The sequence below is a fragment of the Pseudoclavibacter sp. 8L genome, from assembly GCF_902506465.1.
In the GTDB taxonomy this organism is placed as follows: domain Bacteria; phylum Actinomycetota; class Actinomycetes; order Actinomycetales; family Microbacteriaceae; genus Pseudoclavibacter.
Genome location: NZ_LR733186.1, coordinates 1,559,112 through 1,583,928 on the forward strand (window position 1 = coordinate 1,559,112; position 24,817 = coordinate 1,583,928).

General features: G+C 70.0%; 25 protein-coding genes. 10 read left to right on the forward strand and 15 right to left on the reverse strand.

Going from position 1 to position 24,817, the window contains the following annotated elements; translation table 11 throughout:
- Positions 1 to 32 precede the first annotated feature (32 nt).
- The gene (locus GV007_RS14045; RefSeq protein ID WP_160073507.1) at positions 33 to 1,067 is read right to left on the reverse strand and encodes an NADPH:quinone reductase; all 1,035 of its coding nucleotides are present in this window, start codon (positions 1,065 to 1,067) and stop codon (positions 33 to 35) included.
- A gap of 172 nt (positions 1,068 to 1,239) precedes the next feature.
- Between GV007_RS14045 and GV007_RS14050 the strand changes: the two genes are divergently transcribed.
- Positions 1,240 to 1,593: an MmcQ/YjbR family DNA-binding protein gene (locus GV007_RS14050; protein ID WP_160073509.1), complete on the forward strand. Its 354-nt coding sequence runs from the start codon at positions 1,240 to 1,242 to the stop codon at positions 1,591 to 1,593.
- Between the two features lie 95 nt (positions 1,594 to 1,688).
- Positions 1,689 to 1,832 (forward strand): hypothetical protein, encoded by a 144-nt coding sequence (locus tag GV007_RS14055; protein ID WP_160073511.1) that lies wholly within the window; start codon positions 1,689 to 1,691, stop codon positions 1,830 to 1,832.
- A gap of 73 nt (positions 1,833 to 1,905) precedes the next feature.
- Here GV007_RS14055 and GV007_RS14060 read toward each other — a convergent pair whose 3' ends face one another.
- Both GV007_RS14060 and GV007_RS14065 read right to left on the reverse strand, forming a co-directional pair.
- The gene (locus GV007_RS14060) at positions 1,906 to 3,279 is read right to left on the reverse strand and encodes a hypothetical protein (protein WP_160073513.1); all 1,374 of its coding nucleotides are present in this window, start codon (positions 3,277 to 3,279) and stop codon (positions 1,906 to 1,908) included.
- 75 nt (positions 3,280 to 3,354) lie between these two features.
- Positions 3,355 to 4,680, reverse strand: coding sequence for a GNAT family N-acetyltransferase (locus GV007_RS14065; protein ID WP_160073515.1), 1,326 nt, complete (start codon positions 4,678 to 4,680; stop codon positions 3,355 to 3,357).
- A gap of 80 nt (positions 4,681 to 4,760) precedes the next feature.
- Between GV007_RS14065 and GV007_RS14070 the strand changes: the two genes are divergently transcribed.
- Both GV007_RS14070 and GV007_RS14075 read left to right on the forward strand, forming a co-directional pair.
- Entirely contained in the window at positions 4,761 to 5,186 is a 426-nt protein-coding gene (locus GV007_RS14070; protein WP_160073517.1) for an ArsR/SmtB family transcription factor, read from the forward strand.
- Positions 5,179 to 6,411, forward strand: coding sequence for an MFS transporter (locus tag GV007_RS14075; RefSeq protein WP_160073519.1), 1,233 nt, complete (start codon positions 5,179 to 5,181; stop codon positions 6,409 to 6,411). The genes GV007_RS14070 and GV007_RS14075 overlap by 8 nt, the downstream gene beginning before the upstream one ends.
- Here the strand turns inward: GV007_RS14075 and GV007_RS14080 are convergent.
- The 9 genes from GV007_RS14080 to GV007_RS14120 form a co-directional block, all read right to left on the reverse strand.
- On the reverse strand, positions 6,402 to 8,315 hold the full coding sequence (locus GV007_RS14080; RefSeq protein WP_160073521.1) for an FAD/NAD(P)-binding protein: 1,914 nt from the start codon (positions 8,313 to 8,315) through the stop codon (positions 6,402 to 6,404). The genes GV007_RS14075 and GV007_RS14080 overlap by 10 nt on opposite strands.
- Positions 8,315 to 9,100 (reverse strand): ABC transporter ATP-binding protein, encoded by a 786-nt coding sequence (locus tag GV007_RS14085; protein WP_104241856.1) that lies wholly within the window; start codon positions 9,098 to 9,100, stop codon positions 8,315 to 8,317. Before GV007_RS14085 ends, GV007_RS14080 begins: the two co-directional genes overlap by 1 nt.
- On the reverse strand, positions 9,097 to 10,197 hold the full coding sequence (locus GV007_RS14090) for a FecCD family ABC transporter permease (RefSeq protein ID WP_160073523.1): 1,101 nt from the start codon (positions 10,195 to 10,197) through the stop codon (positions 9,097 to 9,099). The genes GV007_RS14085 and GV007_RS14090 overlap by 4 nt, the downstream gene beginning before the upstream one ends.
- Positions 10,197 to 11,270, reverse strand: coding sequence for an ABC transporter substrate-binding protein (locus GV007_RS14095; RefSeq protein WP_160073525.1), 1,074 nt, complete (start codon positions 11,268 to 11,270; stop codon positions 10,197 to 10,199). The genes GV007_RS14090 and GV007_RS14095 overlap by 1 nt, the downstream gene beginning before the upstream one ends.
- A 62-nt stretch (positions 11,271 to 11,332) precedes the next feature.
- Positions 11,333 to 12,478 (reverse strand): peroxidase-related enzyme, encoded by a 1,146-nt coding sequence (locus GV007_RS19265; RefSeq protein WP_236558507.1) that lies wholly within the window; start codon positions 12,476 to 12,478, stop codon positions 11,333 to 11,335.
- 150 nt (positions 12,479 to 12,628) lie between these two features.
- Complete coding sequence (locus GV007_RS14105; protein ID WP_328809487.1) at positions 12,629 to 13,279, reverse strand: GNAT family N-acetyltransferase; 651 nt, start codon at positions 13,277 to 13,279, stop codon at positions 12,629 to 12,631.
- A gap of 10 nt (positions 13,280 to 13,289) precedes the next feature.
- Complete coding sequence (locus GV007_RS14110) at positions 13,290 to 13,745, reverse strand: DoxX family protein (RefSeq protein WP_160073546.1); 456 nt, start codon at positions 13,743 to 13,745, stop codon at positions 13,290 to 13,292.
- A gap of 6 nt (positions 13,746 to 13,751) precedes the next feature.
- Positions 13,752 to 14,336 (reverse strand): HdeD family acid-resistance protein, encoded by a 585-nt coding sequence (locus tag GV007_RS14115; RefSeq protein WP_160073548.1) that lies wholly within the window; start codon positions 14,334 to 14,336, stop codon positions 13,752 to 13,754.
- 72 nt (positions 14,337 to 14,408) lie between these two features.
- A complete protein-coding gene (locus GV007_RS14120) occupies positions 14,409 to 15,128 on the reverse strand; it encodes a metal ABC transporter ATP-binding protein (RefSeq protein ID WP_160073550.1) in 720 nt (239 codons plus the stop codon).
- A gap of 37 nt (positions 15,129 to 15,165) precedes the next feature.
- On the opposite strand from GV007_RS14120, the gene aztB reads away from it, so the two are divergent.
- The 5 genes from aztB (at position 15,166) to GV007_RS14145 (ending at position 20,399) form a co-directional block, all read left to right on the forward strand.
- A complete protein-coding gene (gene aztB / locus GV007_RS14125; protein ID WP_160073552.1) occupies positions 15,166 to 16,059 on the forward strand; it encodes a zinc ABC transporter permease AztB in 894 nt (297 codons plus the stop codon).
- Positions 16,041 to 17,360, forward strand: a complete 1,320-nt coding sequence (locus GV007_RS14130; RefSeq protein WP_160073554.1) for a hypothetical protein — start codon at positions 16,041 to 16,043, stop codon at positions 17,358 to 17,360. The genes aztB and GV007_RS14130 overlap by 19 nt, the downstream gene beginning before the upstream one ends.
- Positions 17,361 to 17,362: 2 nt before the next feature.
- A complete protein-coding gene (aztC, locus tag GV007_RS14135) occupies positions 17,363 to 18,304 on the forward strand; it encodes a zinc ABC transporter substrate-binding protein AztC (RefSeq protein WP_160073556.1) in 942 nt (313 codons plus the stop codon).
- Between the two features lie 60 nt (positions 18,305 to 18,364).
- Positions 18,365 to 19,546, forward strand: coding sequence for a zinc metallochaperone AztD (aztD, locus tag GV007_RS14140; RefSeq protein ID WP_160073558.1), 1,182 nt, complete (start codon positions 18,365 to 18,367; stop codon positions 19,544 to 19,546).
- Positions 19,547 to 19,730: 184 nt separating this feature from the next.
- Positions 19,731 to 20,399, forward strand: coding sequence for an AIM24 family protein (locus GV007_RS14145; RefSeq protein WP_160073560.1), 669 nt, complete (start codon positions 19,731 to 19,733; stop codon positions 20,397 to 20,399).
- A 163-nt stretch (positions 20,400 to 20,562) separates the two neighbouring features.
- Here GV007_RS14145 and GV007_RS14150 read toward each other — a convergent pair whose 3' ends face one another.
- Complete coding sequence (locus GV007_RS14150; RefSeq protein ID WP_160073562.1) at positions 20,563 to 22,353, reverse strand: helicase HerA-like domain-containing protein; 1,791 nt, start codon at positions 22,351 to 22,353, stop codon at positions 20,563 to 20,565.
- Between the two features lie 33 nt (positions 22,354 to 22,386).
- Between GV007_RS14150 and GV007_RS14155 the strand changes: the two genes are divergently transcribed.
- Positions 22,387 to 22,842 carry a type II toxin-antitoxin system RatA family toxin gene (locus tag GV007_RS14155; RefSeq protein ID WP_160073564.1) on the forward strand — a complete coding sequence of 152 codons (456 nt, stop codon included), beginning with the start codon at positions 22,387 to 22,389 and terminating at the stop codon, positions 22,840 to 22,842.
- A 66-nt stretch (positions 22,843 to 22,908) separates the two neighbouring features.
- On the opposite strand, the gene GV007_RS14160 is transcribed toward GV007_RS14155, so the two are convergent.
- Positions 22,909 to 23,403, reverse strand: coding sequence for an HNH endonuclease (locus GV007_RS14160; protein WP_104241887.1), 495 nt, complete (start codon positions 23,401 to 23,403; stop codon positions 22,909 to 22,911).
- Between the two features lie 335 nt (positions 23,404 to 23,738).
- Positions 23,739 to 24,767 (reverse strand): C40 family peptidase, encoded by a 1,029-nt coding sequence (locus GV007_RS14165; protein ID WP_160073566.1) that lies wholly within the window; start codon positions 24,765 to 24,767, stop codon positions 23,739 to 23,741.
- Positions 24,768 to 24,817: the final 50 nt, after the last annotated feature.

Below are 24,817 nucleotides of genomic sequence, written 5' to 3' on the forward strand. Positions count from 1 at the left end.
AGGTGGGGCCGACGTCACTGCAACCGCTGCGATCAGGCGTGCTCGTCCGCGACGCGGATGAGCACCTTCCCCACAGCTCCACCCTCGACCGCGTCGTGCGCCTGGGCCGTCTCCTCGAGCGGGAACCACGTGATGGGCAGGCCAGCCGGCTCCCCTACGGGGAGCGCGCCGTCGACGAGCGCCGCCGTCACGTCCTCGGCCGCCGCGTGCAGCGCATCCGGGCCCACCGTGTAGAGCAGCAGCCCCTGCCAGCGGACGTTCTTCGCGAAGCTCGCGATGATGGGCACGGTGAAGTCGTCGCCGTTGTTGTTCGCGTAGTAGGCGATGCTGCCGTGGTTGGCGATGACCTCGACGTCGAGCGCCGCGTTCTGCGTGGGTGAGACCTCGACGATGTGGTCGACCCCGTTCGGAGCCAGTTCCTTGATGCGCTCGGCCAGCGAGGCGTCCGGGTAGCGGACCACGTGGTGCGCCCCGGCTGCGAGGGCCAGCGCTTCCTTCTCGTCGCTGCTCACCGACGTGATCACCGTCGCACCTGCCCACGCCGAGAGCTGGATGGCCGCGTGACCGACAGCTCCGGCGCCGCCGTGCACCAGCACCGTGCGGCCCGCGAGCGCCTCGGGCGAGAGACGGGCGGGGCCGTGCTCGTGCACCGTGAGCGCGCGGTGCGCCGTCATGGCGGGCACGCCGAGGCTCGCGGCGACGTCGAAGTCGATGCCCTCGGGCAGGCGCACGACACGGTCGGCCGGCAGCACCGAGAACTCCTGTGCCGTGCCCGTCGGCCGGTTGTGCGCCGCGAGGTACACCCAGACACGGTCGCCGACGGCGAGCGTGTCCACGCCTTCACCGAGGGCATCGACGACGCCCGCACCGTCCTGGTTCGGGACGACCTCCGGGAAGCCGAGCAGACTGCCCGCGCCACCGCCGTCGCGGGCCTTCCAATCGGTGGGATTCACGCCGGAGGCGACGACCCTCACGCGGACTTCGCCTGGGCCAGGCTGCGCGACCTCGCGCTCGACCTGGGAGAGGACGCTGGACGGACCGGTGGCTGAGTAGACGATTGCCTTCATACCCGGGTCCAGCGAGTGGGCGCCCCTCGCTATTCCCTCCCTGGCGCGTCCAAGGCGATGGCGGGCATCCTGGGCCACCGCCCACAGCACGGCCTGCTCGCTCGGGCGGCGACGCCGTCTCGTTCCGACAACGACCGGGCACGGGACGGCCGGACGGTGGCACGATGGCGTCATGAGCAGCGACGACGATGTGCGACGGCTGGCGCTCCGCCTCCCGGAGACCTCGGAGCGCACCGCGTACGGCACCCCGGCGTTCTACGTCGGCACGAAGATGTTCGCGCGCATCCACGACGAGCCCGGGGTGCTCGTCTGCTGGCGCGCCGACCTCGGCGAGCGCGAGGCGCTGCTCCAGGGCGAGCCGTCGGCGTTCTTCACCACACCCCACTACGACGGCCACCCGAGCGTGCTCGTGCAGCTTGCGAACATCACCCCGCCGAGGCTCGGCGAACTGCTCCAGGAGGCGTGGGAGGCCAGAGCCACCAAGCGCATCCTGCACGATGCGCGACCCTCAACCGAGCGGGACTAACCGACCTGGGGCACGCACCAACAGCCGAGGCGCGCAGGCGTCCGACGGGCCGCGTCGTGCCAGCCTGGGCAGCGCGTCCGCTCTATGATCAGCGGATGGTCAAGGTCATTGCAGTCATCCGTCCAGTAGCCAGCGAGACGATCGAGGCTGAAGCCGACTCCTACGAGGCGGCGAAGGCGAAGATCGAGGCGATGGTCCCTGAGGGCTACGAGCTGCTCTCCGTGCGCTCCGCCAAGTAGCGAGCGTCGCGGCGATCAACGACGGCCGGCGGGTGCCGCCGCAGCGAGGGCCCAACCCGGGGTGCCGGAGCCGCTAGTCGAACATCCCGTCGAGCAGCCCGCCGATCATGAGGCCGCCGAGCACACCGCCCACGACGTCGCCCATGTCTCCGCCGCGTCGGCCGCCGCGACCACCGTAGCCACCCTGGTAGCCGCCGCCCCGCGGCTGGCCCCACTCGTCGTATCCCTGCTGCTGCTGCGGACGTGACTGGTCGATGTCGCGCTGCGCGAGCTGCAGCGCCTCGCTCGCGAGCGAACCCGCCCGGCGCGCCAGCGCGAGCGCCTGCTCGCGTTCGTCCTCACCGCCCCGAAAGCTCACGAGCTCGTTGCGGATGCGCTCCGCCTCAGCCAGCCGGGTTCGCGGCGCCGAGCCGATCCAGCCCCGGTGGCCGGAGATGACGTCGTTGGCGACGGCGATCTGCCGGTCCGCGTCGTCGATGGCGGTCACGACCTGAGTCTGCGACGGGATAGGCCGCGCGGCCCTGTCCCTGGCCTTGGCGATCGCCTCGTCGAGCCCCGTGTTCGCGGCGCGGAGCCTCGAGAGCGACGCAAACGGGTCGGTTCGCTCGCCCGCGGGAGGGAGCGCGGCGAGCGCATCGGTGAGCCGTTTTGCCGCTTCCTCGACCTCCTGGCTGCGTGGCACGTCCCTCGCCGCGACGAGATCGCCCCTCGAGTCCGCGATCACGGCTGCGAGCGTCGATTCGGCGCGCAGCGCCTCGATCTCGTAGTTCTCGACGGCGTCAAGCAGCGTGTGCACGCGGCGCACGGCCTCCGTGGACGCCTCGAGGGCAAGCCGCGACTGCTCGTTCTGCCCGGCCTCGCGGCGGCGCAACGACACGTCGGCGCTGTGCTCCGCGAAGGTCAGGAGCTGGGCCGCCTCGGCGGGGTTGTCGCCCACCTGGTGCAGCGCGGCGTCCGAGTAGCGAAGCGCAAGCCGATCGATGCTGGCCTGTGCGTCGGGGATGCGCGCGCGCAGCCGCTCCGAGTCCCGCTTGACGCCATCGAGCACGGCGGGCGTCTGCCGCACCACCGCGACGTCCTCCTCGAGCACCGAGGACTTCTCCTCGAGCAGCCCCATCGCCCACTCGCAGATCTGCACGATCCGCGCGTTCCTGGTGCGCAGCTCGTCTGGCGTGTCCGGGATGTCATCGACGTTCAGCTGGTTCAGGTGGAACGCCTCGCCCATGTACTTGCGCACGTTGACGAGCGTGTCCTTCAGGTCCTGTGTCGCGCCGGAGCCCAGTTCGGCCTCCGCGAACGAGAGCTCGTCGTTCATGAGCCGGATGCGCTCATCGGCGTCGACGAGCGCAACACCCGCCTTCATCGCCAGGTCCTTGTCGTGGGCGTCGATCTCGGCCTGCTGCGCTTGCTTCGCGCGGCGAGCGCGCCCCCAGAATCCAGATGCCATGTCGCAGATTCTAGTTGCGCGCCGCCCCGCCAAGCTGGCGATGTTCACCGTCGGCGGAGCGGCGCACCGCGGAGCTCAGTACCAGATGCCCGGCGAGGGCTCCGGAGAGACCCGCAGCACGCGTCCCGCGAGCTCCGCCGCCCCGTCGCTCAGCTCGTGCAGGGAGCCTGCTGCGCGGAGCGCGGCGGGCGATACGCCGCCGAGGACAAGCGACCCGAGCGCGTCCACGCGCAGGCGCACGGCTGCCGAACCCTCGGGCAGGGCATCGACCGGCTCCGCCGTCCCAACGCCATCCGCATCGACCGTGAGCACGAACGAGCCGCCCGCGAAGCCGAGCGCATCCTCGATCTCGAGTCCGAGCACGCCGGGCGACGAATACCGTCGCGCGTCCAGCACGGCCTTCGTGTCGAGGATGCGCAGCCACTGGTGGTCGGAGGTCGTGACGGTCGCGGCCCGCTGGTCGCCGAGCATCCACCTGATGGGCTCGTCGATGGCGAGCTGCTCCGCCTTGACGGTCGCGACGAGATCGGCCTCGAGGAAGAAGCGCCACAGCGCGGCGTAGGCGTCGTCGCTGACGGCGCGGAGGAACTCGACGTTCAGCGTGTGGCTCGCGTAGTCGTGGTCGCCGCCCTCGAGCTTGAACAGCGCTGCCCCCTCGAGGTCACCGGCCTCCGAGGTGTAGGTGATGGCGCGGAGCTTTTTGCCATCGCCGTCCTCGTCGTGCACCGTTCCCGCGAGGCGGGGCCACATGCCGTCCCAGCCCTCGATCTCCCCGACCCTGGCCACCCTGACGCGGTCGAAGAGGCCGCCGATCTGCTCGGCCCACTTCTCCCGCCCCACGTAGTCGACGCGACCGCCCGGGGTCGGGCCGGCCCAGCGGACGCGGCGCGTGTCGATGCTGAAGCTCGCGGCGAAGGTCGCGGGCCCGAACCCGAACCGGCCGTAGATCGTCGACTCCGACACCGTGAGGGCCGCGAGCGGGAGGCCGAGGGCGACGGCCGTGCGCAGCTCCCCCTCGAGCAGGTTCCTGGCGATCCCGCGGCGGCGGCGAGCCTGGGAGACGGTCACCGAGCTGATCGCCCAGCTGGTCAATTGGCTTCCGCCCGGCAGCGTGAGGTCGGCGGGCCACGAGCTCACCGTGGCGATGGGTTCGTCCGCAAGAGGCGCCGAGTCGTCCCAGACGCCCGTCGTGCGGCGGTAGCCCAGAGAGGCGCGCATCCCCTCGAGCTGCTTCTCGCTCGGTTCGGCGGCGAGGAATCCGCGGAGGTCTGCTCGCGCCCATGCGTTGAAGGTGGCCGCGTCATCGGTATCGAGCGTCTCGTAGCGCAGGCCCGACTCGGCGAGCTTCGCCTGAGAGGTCGGATCGATGGGATGGCGCGCGAAGTCGTCGGCTGCAGTCATGCATCCAGGGTAGGGGCCAGGACAGCGCCGCGCTGGGCGCGACCTCGACACGACTCGCCCAACTATGCCATTATCTGCGTATGCATGCAGATACGCAGGAAGACGGCACGGGCTCACTCGGACACATCGAGCTCGACAACCCGACCGTCGAGCTCGCCGCCGAGGTCTTCGGCATGCTCGCCGACGCGACGCGCGTGCGCATCGTGCTCGTCCTCGACGACGGGGAGCACTCCGTGAACGACATCGCCGAGGCCGTCGGCAAGACGCCGGCGAGCGTCTCGCAGCACCTCGCCAAGCTGCGCCTCGCCCGCATCGTCGCGACCAGGCAGGAAGGCACACGCGTCTTCTACCGGCTCATCAACGGGCACGCAAAGCGACTCGTCGCCGACGCGCTGTTCCAGGCAGAGCACTCCGTCGCCGGGGTCGGCGGGACCGACGCCATCCCGCCCCACCACCGGCGAGACCCGCAGCCGGGTCGCGAGCTGCACGGAGACGTCGATGCGTGAGGTCCTCGCCAACCGCGCGTTCCGAAGGCTCTTCTCCGCCCAGGTCATCGCGCTCGTCGGCACGGGACTGCTCACGGTCGCGCTCGGCCTCCTCGCGTTCGACCTAGCGGGTGGCGACGCGGGCATCGTGCTCGGCACCGCACTGACGATCAAGATGATCGCCTACGTCGTGGTGTCCCCCGTCATGGCGGCAGTCACGAGCCGGTGGTCTCGACGCCGCGTCCTCATCTCGGCTGACCTCATCCGCGCCCTCATCGCACTCGGCCTCCCCTTCGTGGGCGAGGTCTGGCAGGTCTACGTGCTCGTCTTCGTCCTGCAGGCAGCGTCCGCGACCTTCACGCCAACCTTCCAGGCCGTCATCCCAGATGTGCTCCCGGATGAGCGCCTCTACACGCGGGCCCTCTCGCTCTCGCGCCTCGCCTACGACCTCGAGGCGCTCGTGAGCCCGCTGCTCGCGGCCCTGCTGCTCACCGTCGTCAGCTCCAACTCGCTGTTCGTCGGGACCGTCCTCGGCTTCGTCATCTCGGCGACGCTCGTCGGCACGACGACGTTCCCCACCCGCACGCTCGCAGCACCGAGCCCCTTCATCTCCCGGCTGACCTCCGGGCTGCGGGTCTTCTGGCGCACGCGCGACCTCAGGGCCCTTCTGGCCCTGAACCTGGCAGTGGCGGCCGGCACGGCCATGGTGATCGTGAACTCGGTCGTCTTCGTGCAGGCGCAGCTCGGGCGAGCGCAGTCGGACCTCGCGATCCTGCTCGCCTCCTACGGAGCCGGCTCCTTGCTCGTGGCGCTCGCGCTGCCGCGGGTGCTCGATCGCGTCTCCGACCGCCGAGTCATGCTTGCCGGCGCTGCCCTCATCCCGATCGGCCTTCTTGCGATGGCGGGCGTGCTCTCGACCGATGCAGCGTGGTCCTGGCCACTCGCCCTCCCCGTGTGGGGGCTGCTCGGCGCCGCGACCTCACTGATCCTGACGCCTTCCTCGAGGCTCCTCCGGAGGGCGGCAGCTGGCGAGCAGCGACCCGCGGTCTTCGCGGCCCAGTTCTCGCTCTCACACGCCTGCTTCATGCTCTGCTACCCGATCGCTGGCCTCGCGGGCGCGCAGCTCGGTCTCGCGCCGACGGGCCTGATCCTCGGCGCCGTGGCCCTCCTCGCCGTCATCGTGGCCGGACTGATGTGGGCACCTCAGGGCGCTCGCGAGCCAGCCCCGGACCGCGTTCAGCTCTGACGCTGCTTGCTCGCGAGCCGGACGATCTGCCTCGCGGCGACGTCAGCACCGGCGAGCAGCGGTGAGGGCTTGCGCGGCGTCGCTCCGATCGCGCTGCCCGGCTGCGTGCTGAGTGCCGGGATGCCGAGGACAACCACTCGATCGTCGACGGAGCCGTCGCGGCGCACGAGGTTGAGGCCGGGCTTCCCCTCCTCCAGGCTCGCACCCGTGGCCTCCATGCTGTCCGTCTCGACGGCCGCTCCGTCTCGCGCTCGTCTCGCATGCACTCGAGCGCGTCCGGAGTCCAGCAGCGCGCGCAGCAGCGGGTCGTCGGTCGCCGGCACCTTCCCCTTGGACATGCGGGGTTCGATGAGCGCGCGGGCGCGCACCTCGATGCCCGTGATCGCGGAGCGGGCGACGAACTCGCCGGCCTCGACATCGAGAGATACCGCCGTCTCAGGTCCGGTCAGCCGGAGCAAGCCCGCGTCGATGAGCGCGAGCACCTCACGAGTCCGCCCAGACGGTGGGCCGGATGCGAGGAACAGCCCGTCCGCGTTGAACCAGCCTTCGAAGTCGGTGACAGCCGAGCGGCCCTCGAGAACGCCGCTCACGGCAAGTCGTGCCGCCTGGCCCCGCAGAGCCCCCATCGCGCGGTTGACTGCGGCGCGAGGATGCTCGTCCGGCGAGGACATCGACCCGAGCTCGCTCTCGACGAGCTGCTCGACCTGACGCCGCCAGCGCTCGGGGCTCACCTGCTGTCCCCGCGTCGGGCGTCGCAGCGAGTCGATCGTGAACGCGTGGGCGCCGTCGTCGGCACGCTGATCGATGGATGCCGTGAGGACGTCGTCGATGGCGCTGACGCTCTCGGCATCGTCGAGGGCAGCAAGGGCCTCCGGGAGCGAGACGGTGAGGGCGTGAGGCGCCCAGCCCGAGAGCGCGGCGAGGTACGCAACAGCGAACTCGCGCGCGATGGATGGCCAGACGTCGCCTCGGAAGTCCAACGACTCCGGCTCGGCCGCGGCGAGCGCCCTGAACCAGTCTGGATTCGCCGTGCGCGCCACGAACGGCGACGCCTCAGCCCAGCCGTCCGCCTTCGCGCGGTACGGCACACCGCGGCGCGAACCGGCGTGGAGGATGGGCTCGTCTCCGGACGGCAGGTAGCGCAGCCGCCCTCGCGTATCGTCGGCGACGGGCTCGAACCGTCCGCCGCGCCCCGACGTGAGCACGGCGACGACGTCGAAGAAGTTCGCGCCGAGGCCGCGGACGATGACCTCCTCGCCCGCTGGCACCGCGCTCCAGTCCTGCTCGGCCGGCATCCCCGGGGCGATGTAGACGAGGCCAAGCTCTCGCGCTGCCCGCTCGAAGCGCTGCGTCTCGTCGCTCGGCAGGGTCTGCACCATGCCCTGGGCGAGCACGACGATCGGCGCCCGCAGCTCGGTGCCGTCGGCGAGCACAACGGTCCGTGCGTCTGGCCCGTCGTCGCGCACATCCACCGCGGTTCCCTGGATGCGGTCGAGCTCCACGTACCCGCTCGCTTCGGCCGCTGCCAGCTGCTCGCGGAAGTAGACCCCCTGCAGCCGCCGGGAGGGGAAGCTGCCGGGGCGCACCGCGCGCGCCTCCTCGAGGACCCACGGCATGGGGTGCTCGCCGCGGTCGACGATCGCGGCCGCCCAGTCGACGAGGTCAGGGCCCGGTACGATCGGCCCGGTCATCCTGGTCGACTCGTCAGCGTGGATGGTCGTCGAGCCGGAGGTCGTGTTGTTGAGGAACTCTGCCGGCTGGTCGATGCGCCAGGTCGCTCCGGCCCCCACGTCGATCGCGTCGACGATCGCTGTGCGAATGCGCGCGCCCGGGCGGCGCGCCACCACTCTGAGGACCGTGGCGACGGCGCGCGGACCGCCCCCGACGATGACGGCGTCGAACATCAGATGCGGTACTCCAGGTCGTCCTCGACGACCGGCCGCACCTCGACGAAGCCCTCGCGCTCCTCGACGGTCACGCGCAGCCCGTAGACCTGCTTGAGGGTGTCCTCCTGCAGCGCCTCAGCTGGCGTTCCGCTCTTGATGATCGTGCCCTGGTCGAGCATGACGATCTGGTCGCAGAAGCGGCCGGCATGGTTGAGGTCGTGGATCGCGATGAGGGCCGTGATGCCCTTCGTGCGGGTGATGCGACGCACGATCTGCAGCGTCTCGATCTGGTAGCGCAGGTCGAGCGCGCTCGTCGGCTCGTCGAGCAGGAGCACCTTCGGGTCCTGCGCGAGGGCCCTGGCCACGAGCACACGCTGCGCCTGGCCTCCGGAGAGCTCCGACATGTTCCTGTCCACGAGAGAGTCGAGGTTCAGGAGCGTGATGGCGTCCTGGACGTGCCGCCAGTCCTCGGCGCCTGGCGCCATCCCGTAGTGGGGCGTGCGACCGAGCAGCACCGCTTCCCGCACCGTGAGGTCGAAGGGCGCCTCTCCGGACTGCGGCACGTAGGCCACCGTTCGCGCGTGCTCGCGCCTGCCGAGGCCGAGCACGTCGGTGCCGTCGAACGTGACGGTCCCCACGCTCGGCTTGTGCACGCGCGCGATGATCTTCGTGAGCGTCGACTTGCCGGAGCCGTTCGGTCCGAGCAGCGCGCAGAAGGTGCCGTCCTGCACTTCGAGGCTCACGCCCTTCAGCACCTTGTGCTTGCCGTAGGCGAACTCGATGCCGTCGATCGTCAGGCTCATTTGAGGGCCGTCTTCCTCGTGAGGATGAGCTGGATGAAGATGGGCGCGCCGATGAAGGCGACCACGATGCCGACGGGGATGACGGCGGGTGCCAGGATCGTGCGCCCGACGGTGTCGGCGACGAGCAGCAGCAGCCCTCCCGTGAGCACCGAGAACGGGATGAGGTAGCGGTGATCCGCACCGATGATGAGGCGTGCGATGTGCGGGCCGACGAGTCCCACGAAGCCGATCACGCCGCAGAAGCTGACGATGACGGCGGCGAGCACGACCGCGACGACGATGAGTCCGACGCGGAGCGCCTGCACGTTGACGCCGAGGCTCTTGGCGGCGTCGTCGCCCGCGAAGGCGACGGCGTTGAGGTCCTTGGCGAACCACAGCACGAAGGGAATCGTGGCGAGGACGAGGATGCCGACCGTCTGCACGTCGCCCCACGTCGCGTCGTTCACGGAGCCGAAGGTCCAGCGCACGATGGCCTGCAGCGTGTTCTCGTTGGCCGTGAACTGGAGCGCCGCGGTGAGCGCCTCGAAGAGCTGCGTGATGGCGATGCCGAGGAGCAGGAGCGTGGCGATGGCCATGCCCTTGGCGGAGGCGAGCCCGAGCACAAGCGCCGATACGGCGAGCGAGACGACCAGCGCGCTCGCGATGATCGCCCACGAGGGCAGCGTCGTGCCACCCGCGATGGTGATCGCGAGGGCGGCGCCGAACGCGGCCGCCGGCGAGACGCCGAGCGTGAAGGGGCTCACGAGCGGGTTCCTGAGGAGCCCCTGCATGAGGACACCCGAGAGGGAGAGTCCTGCGCCGGCGGCGAAGGCCAGCAGCACGCGTGGGAGGCGCAGCTCGGTGACGATGGAGAACTTCTGCGCGAAGTCGTTCTCGAGCGTCCCGCCGAAGATCGAAAGGGTGACGGCCTTCCACACGTCGCCGAAGGTCACTCCGGCCGTGCCGATGGTGACGGCGGCGATGACGGCGAGGGTGCTCACGACCACGCCGCCGATGATGGCGAGCCGCTTGACGTTCGCGCGCTTGCGCTCGCTCGAGGCGACCGCGTTCTGCTCGCCCGGGGTATCGGTGCCGGTCTTCGGCGTCGTGATGGCCACTACGCGCCCGCCTGGTACTGCTGGATGTACTCGCTGGCGCCGGGGAAGTCGGTCTGCTGGAAGTCGACGACCCAGCGCTCGAGGAACTCGTCGGGGTTCACGTCGGCGAACTCCTCCGGGTGCAGCCACTTGGCGAGGTAGAGGGCGCCGATGGACTTCGCGACGGCACTGGTCGCCCAGCCGTTGGCGAGGTACACCTCCCCGTCCTGGATGGCGGTGATGTTCGACCAGCCGGGTCGGGACGTGATCTCGGCACCGAGGGTGTCGAAGCGCTCCTGGCCGGTCGGCGTCGCGCTCGGCTCGAACTCGTGGACGATGACGGCCGGGTTGCGGGTGACGACCTCGGCAGGGTCGACCGTGATCTCCTCCTGCTCGTCGCCGCCGCCTGCGGCGTTCTCGAAGACGTTCGTGCCGCCTGCCGCCTCGATGATGGCGTGGAAGCCGGATCCGGGCAGCACCGTCAGGTACGGGTCGACCGTCTCCCAGTACACGGGCACGGGCTCGACGCCCTCGGTGCGCTCGGCGACGACATCGAGGATCTCGTTCGAGAAGTCGGTGACGGCGCTTGCTCCCTCTTCCTTCTGGAAGACCTGGCCGAGGAGGGTGACGGTCTCGTCGAACACCGCGTAGTCCCAGGCGGTCGCGACGACGACGGGGATGCCGAACGACTCGAGCTGCTCGGCGGCCTCCTGCCATACGGCGTTGCGGGGCATGATGACGACGTCGGGGTCGAGCTCCGCGACCGCCTCGTAGTTGATCTGGTCGAGGCCCTCGGCGATGACGTCGCCCTCGTCGACAGGGAGGTACGGGAGGCGGTTGATGGATGCGCGGTCGACGCCCACGACCGTGTCGCCGGCTCCGATCGCCCGCACGAACTCGTTGCCGTAGCTGTTGAGCACCACGGCCCGCTCGACGGGTCCGTTGATCGTGACCTCGCGGTCCTGATCGTCGACGACGGTGATGGTCTCGGCGTCGGCTCCGCCCTCAGGGGTCACGGTGCCGCAGCCGGCGAGGAGCAGGGTGCTGGCGACGAGGGCCGCGATGGCGGCGGGCAGTCGGCGTGAGATGGGCATATCGGTACCTCTCGGTGGCAGGTCGTGCAGAACGTTCAGGGGCGGCGCAGTGGCGCGGATGCTCAGCTGCTGGCAGCTGCGGCGGGCCAGTTCGGCTCGCCGAGGCTCAGCATGAGCCGGTTCGCCCAAGCGAAGAACGCCGTCGACCCAACGAGGTCGAACAGCTCGGCGTCGTCGAGGCCGAGCGCGCGCAGCTCGTCGATCTGCGCAGGCGTGGCGCTCGGGCGCAGCGTCGACAGGCTCGCGGCGAAGCGGATGATGGCGCTCCAGCGTTCGTCCTGCCCGTCGCTGAGCGCGTCGAGCGAGGTCGGCTGCCAGTCGGCGTCGCGAGCGAGACCCGCGTCCAGCACGCGCTGCACGTCGTCGTGCCTCTTCGACTGGAAGGTCGCCTTCCTGGAGTGCACCGAGGCGCAGTAGATGCAGTCGTTGACCCTGCTGGCGACGGCCGCGGCGAGCTCCCGCTCGGCGCGAGGCAGCCCGCCCTTGCCGAGGAACACGGCGTTGTCGATGGCGCTGCGGGCCTTCAGCACCGCAGGCACCCGGGACAGGAGCCGGAAGTAGACGCTGTTGGTGGTCGCCTTCGCGGCGAACGAGTCGACCTGCTCGGCCGTCAGCTCCGCCTCGTCGGGGGCGGCCACCCACGGCGACCACTCGAGCTGCTCCTGCGTGTACTCGGTCGGCTTCGCCAGTCCGGCGATGGTGCGACCCGAGAGGTCCTTGGACCGACCGGCGGCGACCGTGGCGCGGGCAGGCGCATCCACCCGCTCCGGCGCGGTCCCGGCGAGCAGCGCGTCGCCGTCCAGCATGCGTGCCAGGTAGCTCTCGAAGGCCACGAGCTGGCTCAGCAGCACGATCTCGTCCGGAGTGACCCCTGCGACCGGCAGCACGTGCTGGTCTTCGTGGGTGGCCAGCGCGGGCGACACGGTGATGAGGTCCACGTGCTCCACGAGCGCGCGCAGCTTCGCATCGGCGGGCAGCTCGTCGCCGAGCAGTCGAGCATCGGCGCCCTGCGCCAGATGCCAGTCGGAGAGCTGCGCGTTGCCCTGCCAGCGCGCGACCGTCCTGGCGAAGCCGTGGAGCAGGGCGGGCTCGATCACCTGCGGGCTCTCGTAGAGCGCCGTGTAGGCGGCGAGCGTCTGCTCGACCACCTCGGGTTTCGCGGCCCTCAACGAGGCGATCGACTCGGGAACGGTCGGGGAGATGCGCACGTGGGAATCCTCAGCAGTCGAGATCGGGGAAATCAGATACCAACCTGCCATCCCGTGCGACGCCCCGCGGAATCGCGTTACCCCGCGTGAACTCCCCCGCCGAGGCGCAGCCCGGTCGAGCGGGTCCCGAGCTCGGCCGCACGCCTGGTCTCAGGCGAGGCCGAGGTCCGGTCGCGTGAGGTCCGGCTGCCGCGGTCCCGCCAGGGAGGCGGTGCGCGGGATGAGCTCGATGTCGGGGACCGGGTCGAGCGTCAGCCGCGCGTGCGTCTCGACGTCGAACCGCTGCTTCCCATAGCGGAGCTTCTGCCGCTCGATGCCCTCGGGCCTGAACCCGGCACGACTCGCGACGCGGCAGGACGCCGCGTTCCCGGTCCGGTGGCCGAGCTCAAGGCGGAAGAGGCCGAGCTCCGTGAACGCCAGGTCCGCGATCGTCGCGAGGCCGCGCGTCGCGAGGCCCCTGCCGCGAGCACCCTTCGCCAGCCAGTAGTAGGCCCACCCGGTCTGGTGCACGTGCTCGATGTTGCTCAGCCCGACGTTTCCGACCGCAATGCCATCGACGATGATCGCCAGGTCGTGCTTCGCGGTGCCGGAGACGAGATGCTGCGCCATGTAGGAGACGAAGTCGAGCTCTGTCGAGGGCACACCTCCCGGGAACTGCGCGGCGAGGTCGGGCGACGTTCGCATGGCATTCGCAAGTGCAGGGGCATCGTCGGCCACCCATGGTCGGAGGTGTGCATCCACCCCTGCAGTGTCGCACTCGCAGATGTGCTGGACCTTGTCCTGCGACACGACACGACACACGCGTGCGCCGCTACTTCACTCGGCGGCGCCAGGCTCCGGTCGAGTACAGCGACCACGCGATGAGCACGGGCTGGAAGAAGAGACGCAGGAAGCGCTTCTTGTCGGTGTCTAGCCCGAACGCGTCGCGGCGACGCGCGAACTGCGCGAGGTTGCCCGGGAAGACGGCTGTGAAGAATCCGGCTGCGATCCAGCCCACCGTCGGACGGGCTGCGCGGCGCGCGAACAGGAGCGACAGGCCGAGCGCGATCTCGGCGACGCCGGAGGCGAGCACAACCTGATCGGTCGTGAGGGGCGTGTGCTTTGTCACCGATTTCGGCACCTGCGCCGTGAACTCCTCGCGGGCAACGGTGAGGTGCGTGACCCCCGCGAAGACGAGGAAGCCGCCGAGCAGGATGCGCGTGAAGGTGCGCAGGCGCGACGAGGGCGCGTCGTCGACGAGACGGATCTCGGTGGTGGTGGTTGCCATGTCGGGTCAGGCCTTCTTCGCGTGCTTGCCGAAGCGGTACGCCATGACGAGCTGCGTGATCCCGCCGATGACGAGGATGATCGCCACGATCCACAGCGCGACGACGACGACGCCGGCAGGCCAGAGGAGGATGAGGAGGCCGGCGACGATGCTGAGCACGCCGGAGAGGATCGCGAACCCGCGGGACTGGCCGGGGGATCCATCCGCGAGCGCCGCGATGCCCTCGATGATCCAGGTGATCGCGATGAGGATGCCGAGCGCGTCGATGAGTGCCACGGGCTGGACGAGGGCGATGATGCCACCCGCGATGAGCAGCAGTCCGACGACGCCGTTGAAGACCCGCCAGCCGGTGGGGACGCCCTTGGAGACGATGGCGCGGATGAGGCGCAGGGCGCCCGAGAAGATGAAGAACAGCCCGAAGATCCAGGCGATGGCCGTGAGGGCCTTGATGGGGAAGGCGAGCGCCACGATGCCGAGGATGATCGCCACGGCTCCGCCGATGCCGAAGATCCAGCGCAGCGTGCTCACCTGCCTCTGGCTGAGGAGACTCGGGTCGAGGTTGAAACGCACGATGGGGGTGGACTGGCTCATTGCGGGCTCCTTCGACGGGGATGCGCCTTGCACGGCGCCGACGCTCCTCGTCCGGAGAGCGAGGGGTAGTCGTCATCCTAGTGATGAAGCGCTTCGCGCAGTCATCCGCGATTCCCCGGGGATCACGTGTCCGTCGCGGAGCGCGACGACGGCGTCCGCCGCTGCGATCTCTCCGGCGTCATGGCTGGCGACGACGATGGTCTTGCCCTGTTCGGCGAGCGCGGCGAGGCACGCCGCGATGCGTGCACTGGATTCCGCGTCGACCCCTGCGGTCGGCTCGTCGAAGAGCAGCGCCTCCGTGTCCTGCGCGATGCCCTGAGCGACGAGGGCCCGCTGCCGCTGCCCGCCGGAGAGCTGGCTGAGGAGTCGTCCGCGAAGCTCGCCGAGGCCGAGCTGCTCGATGGCGGCGTCGACGAGCTCGGCGTCGCGAACGCGGGCCCGCGCGCCTCGCCCCCAGTGCCAGCTCGAGGCGCTCGGCCGGCCTCCCGTTCTGCCCCAGCGGCCCATCGCGACGGCGGCGCCGACCGTCAGGGGGAAAGCCTCGGGCAGCCGAGCATGCTGGGGCACGTAGGCCACGCTGCCGGGCCTGGCGTCGAAGTCGTGCCATTCGAGGGTCCCCGAGGTGAGCGGGGTGGTCCCGGCGAGCACGCCGAGGAGCGTGCTCTTGCCTGAGCCGTTGTGCCCGACGATGACGGTGATCGCGGAGCGTCTGACCTCGAGCGAGACGTCGGACAGTGCGGCGTGTGCGTCGTAGCGGACAGTGGCGTTCGCGAGCGTGATGAGGGCAGCCATGCACGTCACACTATCGGTAATGAGAAGCGTTTTCATTATGCTACGGTCCTTCCTCGTGCCCTTCCTCACCGATCCCCTCGAAGCGAGCTTCTTCGCCAGAGCCCTCCTCGGCGGCTCCCTCGCCGCCGTGCTGTGCGCCTGCGTCGGCACCTGGGTGGTCCTGCGTGGCATGGCCTTCCTCGGCGAGGCGCTCGCCCACGGCATCCTGCCGGGCGTCGCCGTCTCAGTCCTCCTCGGCCTCCCGCCGGTCGCCGGCGCGTCCGTCTCGGCCGCCGTCATGGCCGTCGGCGTGCGCACCCTCACGAAGCGGACACGGCTCTCCAACGACACGGCCATCGGCATCCTCTTCGTCGGGATGCTCGCGCTCGGCATCGCGATCGTGTCCAGGTCGGGGAGCTTCGCCGTCGACGTCACGGCGATGCTGTTCGGCGATGTGCTCGCGATCGGGCCAGGCGAGCTCTGGCTCATCGCTGCGGCGCTCGCGCTCGCCGCCGTCGGACTCGCCCTCTGCCACCGGCCCTTCACCGCGCTCGCCTTCGACGAGCGCAAGGCGTTCACGCTCGGGCTGCGGCCAGAGCGCGCGAGCCTCGCCCTCATCGCCCTCGTGGCGGTCGCGGTCATCGCCTCCTACCAGACCATCGGAACGCTCCTCGTGACCGCCCTCCTTCTCGCTCCCCCGGCCGCCGCATCCCTCAGCCGGAAGAGCGTCGTCGGCATCATGACGCTCGGCAGCGCGATCGGCATCGCCTCCGTCGTGGTCGGCCTCTACGCCTCGTGGCATCTCGCCATCGCCGCTGGTCCTGCCATCGCGCTGACCGCCGTCATCTCCGTCGGCGTCGCCTCGGTGCTGCGTGCACCGCGCTCCAGCCGCACCCTCCCCCGATCCACCGCTCCAGCAGAAAGCGACCAGTCTTGCCCCGCACACGCCTGATCTCCCCGCTCCCCCGAGTCTCCGCCCGAGGACTCGCGCCACGCGCATCCCTCGCCCTCGTCGGCATGCTCACCCTCGCCGGATGCACGTCACCGTCGCCGGGCCCCGAGACCGCACCGCCCGCGAGCGCGCCGACCACCGAAGAGCAGGCTCACGGCTTCGTGGCGGGTGCCGAAGAGCTCGCCGAAGCCCAGACGAGCATCGGCAGCATCGGCGCGGACGGCGCCGTGAGCGTCCTGAACCTGCTGACCGGCGAGAGCACCGCACTCGATGCCGTGGCGCCCGCGTCGTGGGCCGTCAGCGACGGCCGGTTCATCTTCTCGGGCGCCGACGCCGCCGATGGGAAGACGGAGATCATCGACACCGGGGTGTGGACGGTGCCCCACGGGGATCACGTCCACTACTACCGTGCGACTCCTGGCCTCGTCGGCGAACTCACCGAGACGGGAGCTGCGCGGGTCTCCTCGAACGAGGGCATCGCCGCCCTGAGCTTCGAGACCTCCGGCACGACGGTGGTGCTCGACCGGCACGCCCTCGGCCAGGGTGAGACCGTCGAGCTCACTCGCATCGAGTCGGCGGCCCACTCCGCCGCGGCCGCGCCGGTGGGCGACGCCGTGGTCGCGAGCAGCGTCGCGTCGGCGGGTGCCTCCCCCGTCCTCACCGCCTACTCGTCTGACGGCACGAAGCTCGGCGAGGGAGTCGACTGCCCTGGGCTGAGCGATGTGCAGCAGACGAGCCTCGGCGCGACGTTCGCCTGCGCGGATGGGCTCGTGTTCGCCGCGGCCGCCGAGGGCGAGGACACGGCTGCCGCACCGTCGATCACGAAGGTCGCCTACCCGGACGCCGCGTCCGCAGACACGGCTGGAACCGCAGCACCCGGCCAGGCAACCTCGCTCGACAGCCGACCCCACCGCCCGGCCGTGGCCGGTCCCGCTGGAGACGTCGGCATCTGGCTCGCCTCCTCCCGCTCGCAGGAGGTGACCTTCCTGCCAACAACACGCCCCATCCTGACGGCCGTGGCCGTCGGCGACGACAGCGACCGAGTCGTCGCCGTGGACGACGAGGGGACCCTGCTGGTCATCGATGGTGAGAGCGGCGAGGTGACCGGGTCGCAGGCTGAGCTGATCGGCGCTCCGGAGACCGCCTCGGGCATCCATCTCTCCGTCGACACGAGCCGCGCCTACCTGAGCACGCCGGCCTCCGCCGAGCTGCACGAGATCGACTACAAGGACGGCGCGCGCGTCGCCCGCACCCTCGAGCTGCCGACGGCCCCTGCCTTCGCCTTCGAGACGGGAAACTGAGCATGCGCGCATCGATCGCCTCACACTTCACACGCACCGGACTCGGCGTCCTCGCCTCGCTCGCGCTCGCGGCAGGCCTCGTGTCCTGCAGCACGAGCGCAGCAGATGACCGACCCGAGATCGTCGTCACCACCAACATCCTCGGCGACGTGGTCACCGAGCTCGTCGGCGACCAGGCGAGCGTCGTCACCCTCATGAAGCCCGGCGCCGACCCGCACTCCTTCAGCCTCACCGCCCAGGAAGCCGCCTCGATCGAGAACGCCGACTTCGTCGTCTCCAACGGACTCGGACTGGAAGAGGGCGTCGCGCAGCATCTCGAACAGGTCGATGCGGCCGGCATCCCGCACTTCGTGGCAAGCGACGCCTTCGAGCCCCTCTCCTACACGGAAGGCGACGCGGAAGGCATGGACGATCCGCACTTCTGGACCGACCCCGCCCGGATGTCCGCGGTCGTCGACGCGCTCGGCACCCGACTCGCGACCGACCTCGACGGGCTCGACGCGGCGGCCCTCGACGCCTCCGTCGCCGCCTACGAGAGCGAGCTCGACGAACTCGACGAGTGGATGCAGGGCGAGTTCGACACCATCCCGAGCGAGTCGAAGAGCCTTGTCACCAACCACCACGTGTTCGGCTACCTCGCCCAGCGCTTCGGCTTCACGGTCGTCGGCACCGTGATCCCTGGCGGGACCACGCTCGCGGCGCCAAGCGCCGCCGACTTCGCCGAGCTCAGCGCCGACATCACCGCCGCCCGCGTGCCCACGATCTTCGCCGACTCCTCCAGCCCCGACGACCTCGCCCGCGCTCTCGCGGACGAGGCCGGCATCGACGTCCGCGTCGAGCAGCTCTTCACCGAGTCGCTCACCCCCGCGGGCGGCGGCGCAGAGACCTACCTCGAGATGATGCGCGCCAACACGGAGCGCATCACCACCGGCCTCACCTCGTAGCCCGCTCGACAGCGAGCCCCAACACCCCAAGTAGCAAGCCCGAACACAGAAAGAGTCTCCATGACCCTCGCCTCCCCCACCAGGACCCGCGGCGCCATCGCCGTGACGGCCCTCGGCATCCTCGCCCTCACCGGCTGCACCCAGACCGGTCCCGCCGCGACGGGAGAAGCTGCGGCGACCCCCGGCGCAGCGGCCACCGCCCAACGCGTGACGCTCACGTACGACGGCGGGCTCGTCGTCCTCGACGCGACGACCCTCGAGGTCGTCGGCGACGTCCCCATCGACGGGTTCACCCGCGTCAACCCCGTCGGCGATGGCCGCAACGTGCTCGTCACGACCGACGCCGGCTTCCAGGTACTCGACACTCAGGAGCCGGCGCTCACAGGCGTCACCTTCGAAGGCTCGAAGGCGGGCCACGCGGTCGCGCACGCCGGCAAGACGGTGCTGTTCTTCGACGGCAGCGGCGACTCCGTGATCTTCGACACGGATGCGCTCCTCGACGACAGCACGAAGCTGCCGGAGACCGAGACGGTTGCGAGCGACGCCGCCCACCACGGCGTCTCGATCGAGCTCTCGGACGGCACCTTCGTCACGACGCTGAGCGACCGCACCGGCATCGTCGCGACCGACGCCGACGGCACCGAGCTCGCTCGCTCCACCGACTGCCCCGGCGTGCACGGCGAAGGCACGGTGAAGGACGAGGTCGTGGTCGTGGGCTGCGAGAACGGCGCGCTCGCCTACTCGGACGGCACGATCACGAAGCTGTCCTCGCCGGACGAGTTCGGTCGCATCGGCAACATGCTGACGACCGAGGACTCGGCCATCGCCCTCGGCGACTACAAGACCGACCCGGACGCCGAGGGCTACCTCCTGCAGGCCTTCGCGCTCGTCGACACGACGAGCGGCAAGATCTCGATCACCGAGCTGCCCGATGGCGTCGGCTACACGTTCCGCGACCTCGCCCGCGGCTCCGACAACGAGGCGATCATCCTCGGCTCCGACGGCTCGCTGCACCTCTTCTCAGAGGAGAACGGCTCGCCCATCACCTCGATCCCCGTGATCGACGCGTGGGAGGGGCCGGCCGAATGGCAGGACGCACACCCCGCGCTCAAGGTGCAGGACGGCGTCGCCTACGTCACCGACCCGGCGACGAGCACGGTCCACGCCGTCAACCTGGAGACCGAGGAGATCACGACCTCCGCGACGCTCCCCGGCGCACCCAACGAGATCGCGTTGAGCTAACAGGCCGAGCAAACCGCGAGGCCCCGGCACTACAGCACGAGCCTGAACGGCTCCAGTGGCGCATGGGGAGCACTCCCCATGCGCCACGCCAGCGAACGGCAATAGGATGCCGAACAGCGGGGCCACGGGCCCTGCGAATACAGCCATCGGACGTCCGAGAAACCACAGATCAGGGAGACTCAGCATGCGCAGCGAGCTATTCGCGGAAGCGAACCGGGAGAGCCAGAGCACCGAGCGTTGGGTGCTGCAATCGAAGAAGATGCTCCGCGTCGGCTTCGGACCTGAGGTTCTCGCAGCCAAGGGCGCGATGGTCGCCTACCAGGGCCAGTTCGAGTTCAAGCACGAGGGCTCAGGCGGCCTCGGCAAGTTCATGAAGAAGATGGTCTCCGGCGAGGGCGGCTCGCTCATGCGCGTCGGGGGGCAGGGTGAGGTGTTCTTCGCCCGCCAGGCCGCTGACGTCTTCACACTGGTCCTCGAAGGTGAGGGCATCACCATCAACACCGCCAACCTGCTCGCCTTCGACGCGAACCTGCAGTGGGACATCAAGATGCTCGCGAACGCGGGCATGATGACGGGCGGCCTCTTCAACCTCGAGGTCGGTGGCCACGGCACCGTGGCCGTCTCGAGCGACGGCCCACCTATGGTCCTCGACTGCTCGGTGCAGCCGACCTTCGTCGACCCCCAGGCTGCGATCTGCTGGTCGCAGAACCTGCAGCCGACCATCAAGAACGACTTCAAGATGGGCTCGCTCATCGGCCGCGGCTCCGGCGAGTCGTTCCAGCTCGCGTTCCACGGGCCCGGCTTCGTCGTCGTGCAGCCGAGCGAGGGTGTCCCCATCGTCGCCACGGCCTGAGGGCGTCACGCCGGTTCCGCCCTCAAAGGCGGGACCGAGTTCGCTGTGGATGTCGGCTCGAGTGCGCTCAGCTAGCGACCAGACCGCAGCCTGAGGCGGGTGGCGGATCGAAGAGATCCGTCACCCGCCTTCGTCGTACTCCGCCTGGGTCTCGCCCGCCGAGCTAGCGGCGCTTCTTGAAGAGCGTGCCGAACACGCCGCGCACCACCTCGCGGACGATCGTCTGGCCGGTCCGGGACCCGAGCATGTCGCTCACGACGTTGCCACTGCCCGCATCCGGCCGTGACCTGGTGGTCGTGCGAGTCTGCGTGCGCGAGCGGGCCGCCTTCTCCGCGCGCTCCCGCTCCTTCGCGTCCTTCGCCGCCTGCTTCTCCGCTTCGATCGCCGCGGCCTCGGCCCGTTCACGCTCCGCCGCGGCGTTCATCTTGGCCGTCAGCACCTCGTGCGCCGACTGCGGATCGAGCACCTGCGAGTAGCGCGGGTACAGCGACGACGAGGCGACGAGCTGGCGGAGGCCGTCCTCCGGCGTCGGCGACATGGAGGCCTGCGGGGCGCGGAGGCGAGTCCACGCCACCGGCGACGGGGCGCCCTTCTCGTTCATGACGGTGACGATCGCCTCGCCCGTCGCGAGCTGCGTGAGCACTTCCTCGAGGTCGTACCCGCTCTTCGGGTAGGTGCGCACGGTCTGGCGCAGCGCGGTCGCGTCGTCGGGGGTATGCGCACGCAGCTGGTGCTGGATGCGCGAGCCGAGCTGCGCGAGCACGTCGTCAGGAACGTCCTTCGGCGTCTGCGTGACGAAGAAGATTCCGACCCCCTTGGAGCGGATGAGCCGCACCGTCTGCGTGATCTGCTCGATGAACGCCTTGGAGGCGCCCGAGAACAGGAGGTGCGCCTCATCGAAGAAGAAGACCAGCTTCGGCTTGTCGAGGTCCCCGACCTCGGGCAGCTCGTTGAACAGGTCGGCGAGCAGCCACATGAGGAACGTCGAGAAGAGCGCGGGGTTGCTGGCGACGCCGGGCAGCTCGAGGAGGCTGACGACGCCGCGCCCCTCGTTCGTCACCCGCAGGAACTCGCGGGTGTCGATCTCGGTCTCTCCGAAGAAGATGTCGGCGCCCTGCTCCGAGAAGTTCACGAGCTCGCGCAGGATGACACCTGCCGTCTGCTTCGAGAGCCCGCCGATCCCCTCGAGTTCAAGCTTGCCCTCGGTGCTCGTGAGGTACTGCAGCACGGTCCGCAGGTCGGAGAGGTCGACGAGCGCAAGGCCCTGCTCGTCGGCGAAATGGAAGACGAGGCCGAGGCTCGACTCCTGCGTCTTGTTGAGCCCCAGCACCTTCGAGAGCATGAGCGGCCCGAAGCTCGAGACGGTCGCTCGGATGGGGACGCCGATGCCTCGCCCGCCGAGCGAGAACACCTCGGTGGGTGCGGCCGCCGGAACCCAGTCCTGCCCGATGCCCTTCGTACGCGCCAGGAGCTTGTCGCTCGACTCGCCTGGCGTCGCGATCCCGGAGAGGTCGCCCTTGATATCGGCCGCGAACACGGGCACGCCGGCGGCGGAGAGCTGCTCGGCGAGCACCTGCAGGGTCTTCGTCTTGCCAGTGCCCGTTGCGCCGGCGACGAGGCCGTGACGGTTGGTCATGGCGAGCGGGATACGCACGGGAACGTCTGCGAGCGCCTCACCGTTGACGATCGCTCCGATCTCGAGCGCGGCGCCCTCGAACGCGTAGCCGGCGCGAACCGTCTCGAGCTGCTGCGCGTCCAACGGGCCGGCGGACTCGGCGGGAGCTGGCGGCTCGGCCTGCGCCGCGGGCAATGCCGGGTCGGGCGCTCCGGCCGGGTCTGTCTGCGCGGCAGTCGCGCTCTCGGTCTTCGCTTCGGCCTCGGCGGCCGCGAGCGCAGCTGTGGCCTCCTCGAGGGCTCTGCGTGCGGCTTCGATACGGGCGTCGGCATCAGTCATGGCACCAGGCTAGTCACTCCTAGACTTGGTGCCATGCCTCAGTTGGAAGCGTCCGTGGTCGTGCCCCTCTCCGTCGAAGCGGCCTTCGCGCTCGCGCACACCGTCGGCGAGGCTCGGAGCTGGGATCCGGGCGTCATCCGCAGCGAGTTCATCCGCGGCGCCGCGGCACCCGTCTCCGGAGCGCACTTCTTCACGAAGACCCCGGGAGGGCGGCGCATGATCCTCGAGCTTCGAGTGGTGCACGCCCCGCTCGTGAGCTCCGCCGAGATGGTGAAGGGGCCGGCATGGCTGACCTCGTTCGGCGAGGGCTGGCGATTCGAGGCCGTCGAGGGCGGCACGAAGGCCACGTGGAAGTTCACGTACAAGCTCGCGTCGCCCGTCTTCGCGTCCACGCTCGGAGCCGCCACCAAGCCAGCATTCGACCGCGAGCTGCACCAGCGTGCCGCTGCGTTCAAGGAGAGGGCAGTGGAGCTCTCGGAAACCGGCTAGGAGAGCCTGACAGCAGATCGCGCGATCCAGGACGAGCGGAGCAGGCGAGACGCTGTCAGAAACGTGCTACGCGGCGGGGAGGTACGCCGCCCACTCGGGCAGCTCTCGTTCGACGCTCCGCGGCGACCAGCCGGTTGCCCGTGGGGGTCTCGGTGTGAGGCGAAGCCGCCACCCCATCTCCCCCGGCGTCTTGTCGCCCTTGACGTTGTTGCACCTGAGGCAGCAGGCGACGAGGTTCTCCCAGCTGTCGCGCCCGCCCCTCGACCGCGGCAGGATGTGATCGATCGTGTTCGCGAAGCCATCGCAGTAGCCGCAGCGGTTCGCGTCCCTGCGCAGCACGCCCTTGCGACTCACCGGCTGCATGCGAGCCATGGGAACGCGCACGTACCTGGTCAGCAGGATGACGCGCGGCCGCTCCCAGACACCGCTTGAGGCCAGCACCGGGTGGTCCTCATCGACGTCGATGACACTGGCCTTGCCGTGCAGCACGAGCACGAGTGCCCTCCTGTCGGAGACCACCCCGAGCGGTTCGTAGCCTGCGTTCAGGACGAGGGTTCGCATGCTGGACCTGCTTTCGCATCCGTACGAAAAAAGGGCACCGCCCGGATCGGCGGCACCCTTGAATCGAGTAGGTAGATGGACGGACGAGACTCGTCGGCCTGTATTCGAACGGTCTGACAGGCTTCACCGCTCTGGTAGACGTCGAGGGCTGAGCACGCGCGCGCATCCTTGGCGTGGATGCCGCTGCGTGCCCTCATTGACGCTCCCGAGTGTCGTCGATCTGGCAACAGCGTAGACCACGGATGCAGAATGCGGGAGGGGCAGCTTTCCCTGTTCACCGGCCAGAAAGACCGAAGACAGGGAGCTGCCCCTCCCGCATGTGGGAGACGCGTCGCTCAGAGGCGGACGAAGTAGTAGCTTCCGCCAGCGTCGAGGCCACCGAGCTCGACCATGCGGCCCTCGGTGGGAGCGTCGATCATCTGGCCGTTGCCGGCGTAGATGCCGACGTGGAAGTTCGGGAAGATGACGAGGTCACCCGGCTGCGGGTCGGAGACGCGTGTGCCCGCCGCCGCCTGTGCGCTGACGCCGTGTGCCACGTCGATGCCGTGGAGGCCGAACACGTACTTCACGAGACCCGAGCAGTCGAAGCCGTCTGGGGTGGCCCCGCCGAACACGTACGGCGAGACGCCGATGAACTGCGATGCGGTCTCGACGACGCTCGAGCCGGCGACGCTCTGGCCGGCGGAGCTGCTCGCGCCGCTCGTGTCGGCTGCGGCGGCGTCTGCGGTTGCAGTGGGTTCTGGCGTCGCGACGGCGGCGACCTGATCCGCACTCATGCTCACGACCGCGGTCTCCGTGCGATCGGTCACGGTCTCCGGTGCCGCGACGGCGGGGGTGGCATCGGCGACGGCGTCGGCGATGGCCGCTTCGACGCTCGCCTGCTCGGTCTGCGCATCTACGTTGGTGTCACCCGATGCGGCCACTGCGTTCGAGAGGCTGGCTTCGCTGGCGGGCGCAGGCGCTGCCATGGTGCTCGGCACGACGGCTCCGACCGCGGTGACCGCGGCGAGCGAGGCGGCTGCGGCCAGTGTTCCGGCGACGCGGCGGCGGACGACGAGCTGCCTGGGGCGTGGAGCGCGAACCGTCATGGCCCGCTCCCCGGTGAAGGCCGCGGGCACGCTGGGCGCCTCGACTTCGGTCGCCGCGGTCGCGACTCGATCTGCGGGGACTACGGAGAGGAGCGAGGTCATCGCGTTTCGCTCGATACGGCCCGTCTCTTCGGGCTGCAGCAGGACGGGGGCTTGGGTGCCGGCGACGGAGGCGAGCGCGACTGCGCTCAGCGACTGCGTGGCGTCTGCGACTGGGCGCACACCGGTCTGGCGTTCGATGGCGCGGGCCTCGCGACGAGTCAGCGTGGTGCTCATGGATTTCCTTCGGGTGGAGCTGAGCACCCGTTGGTGCCCTGGACTTCCAC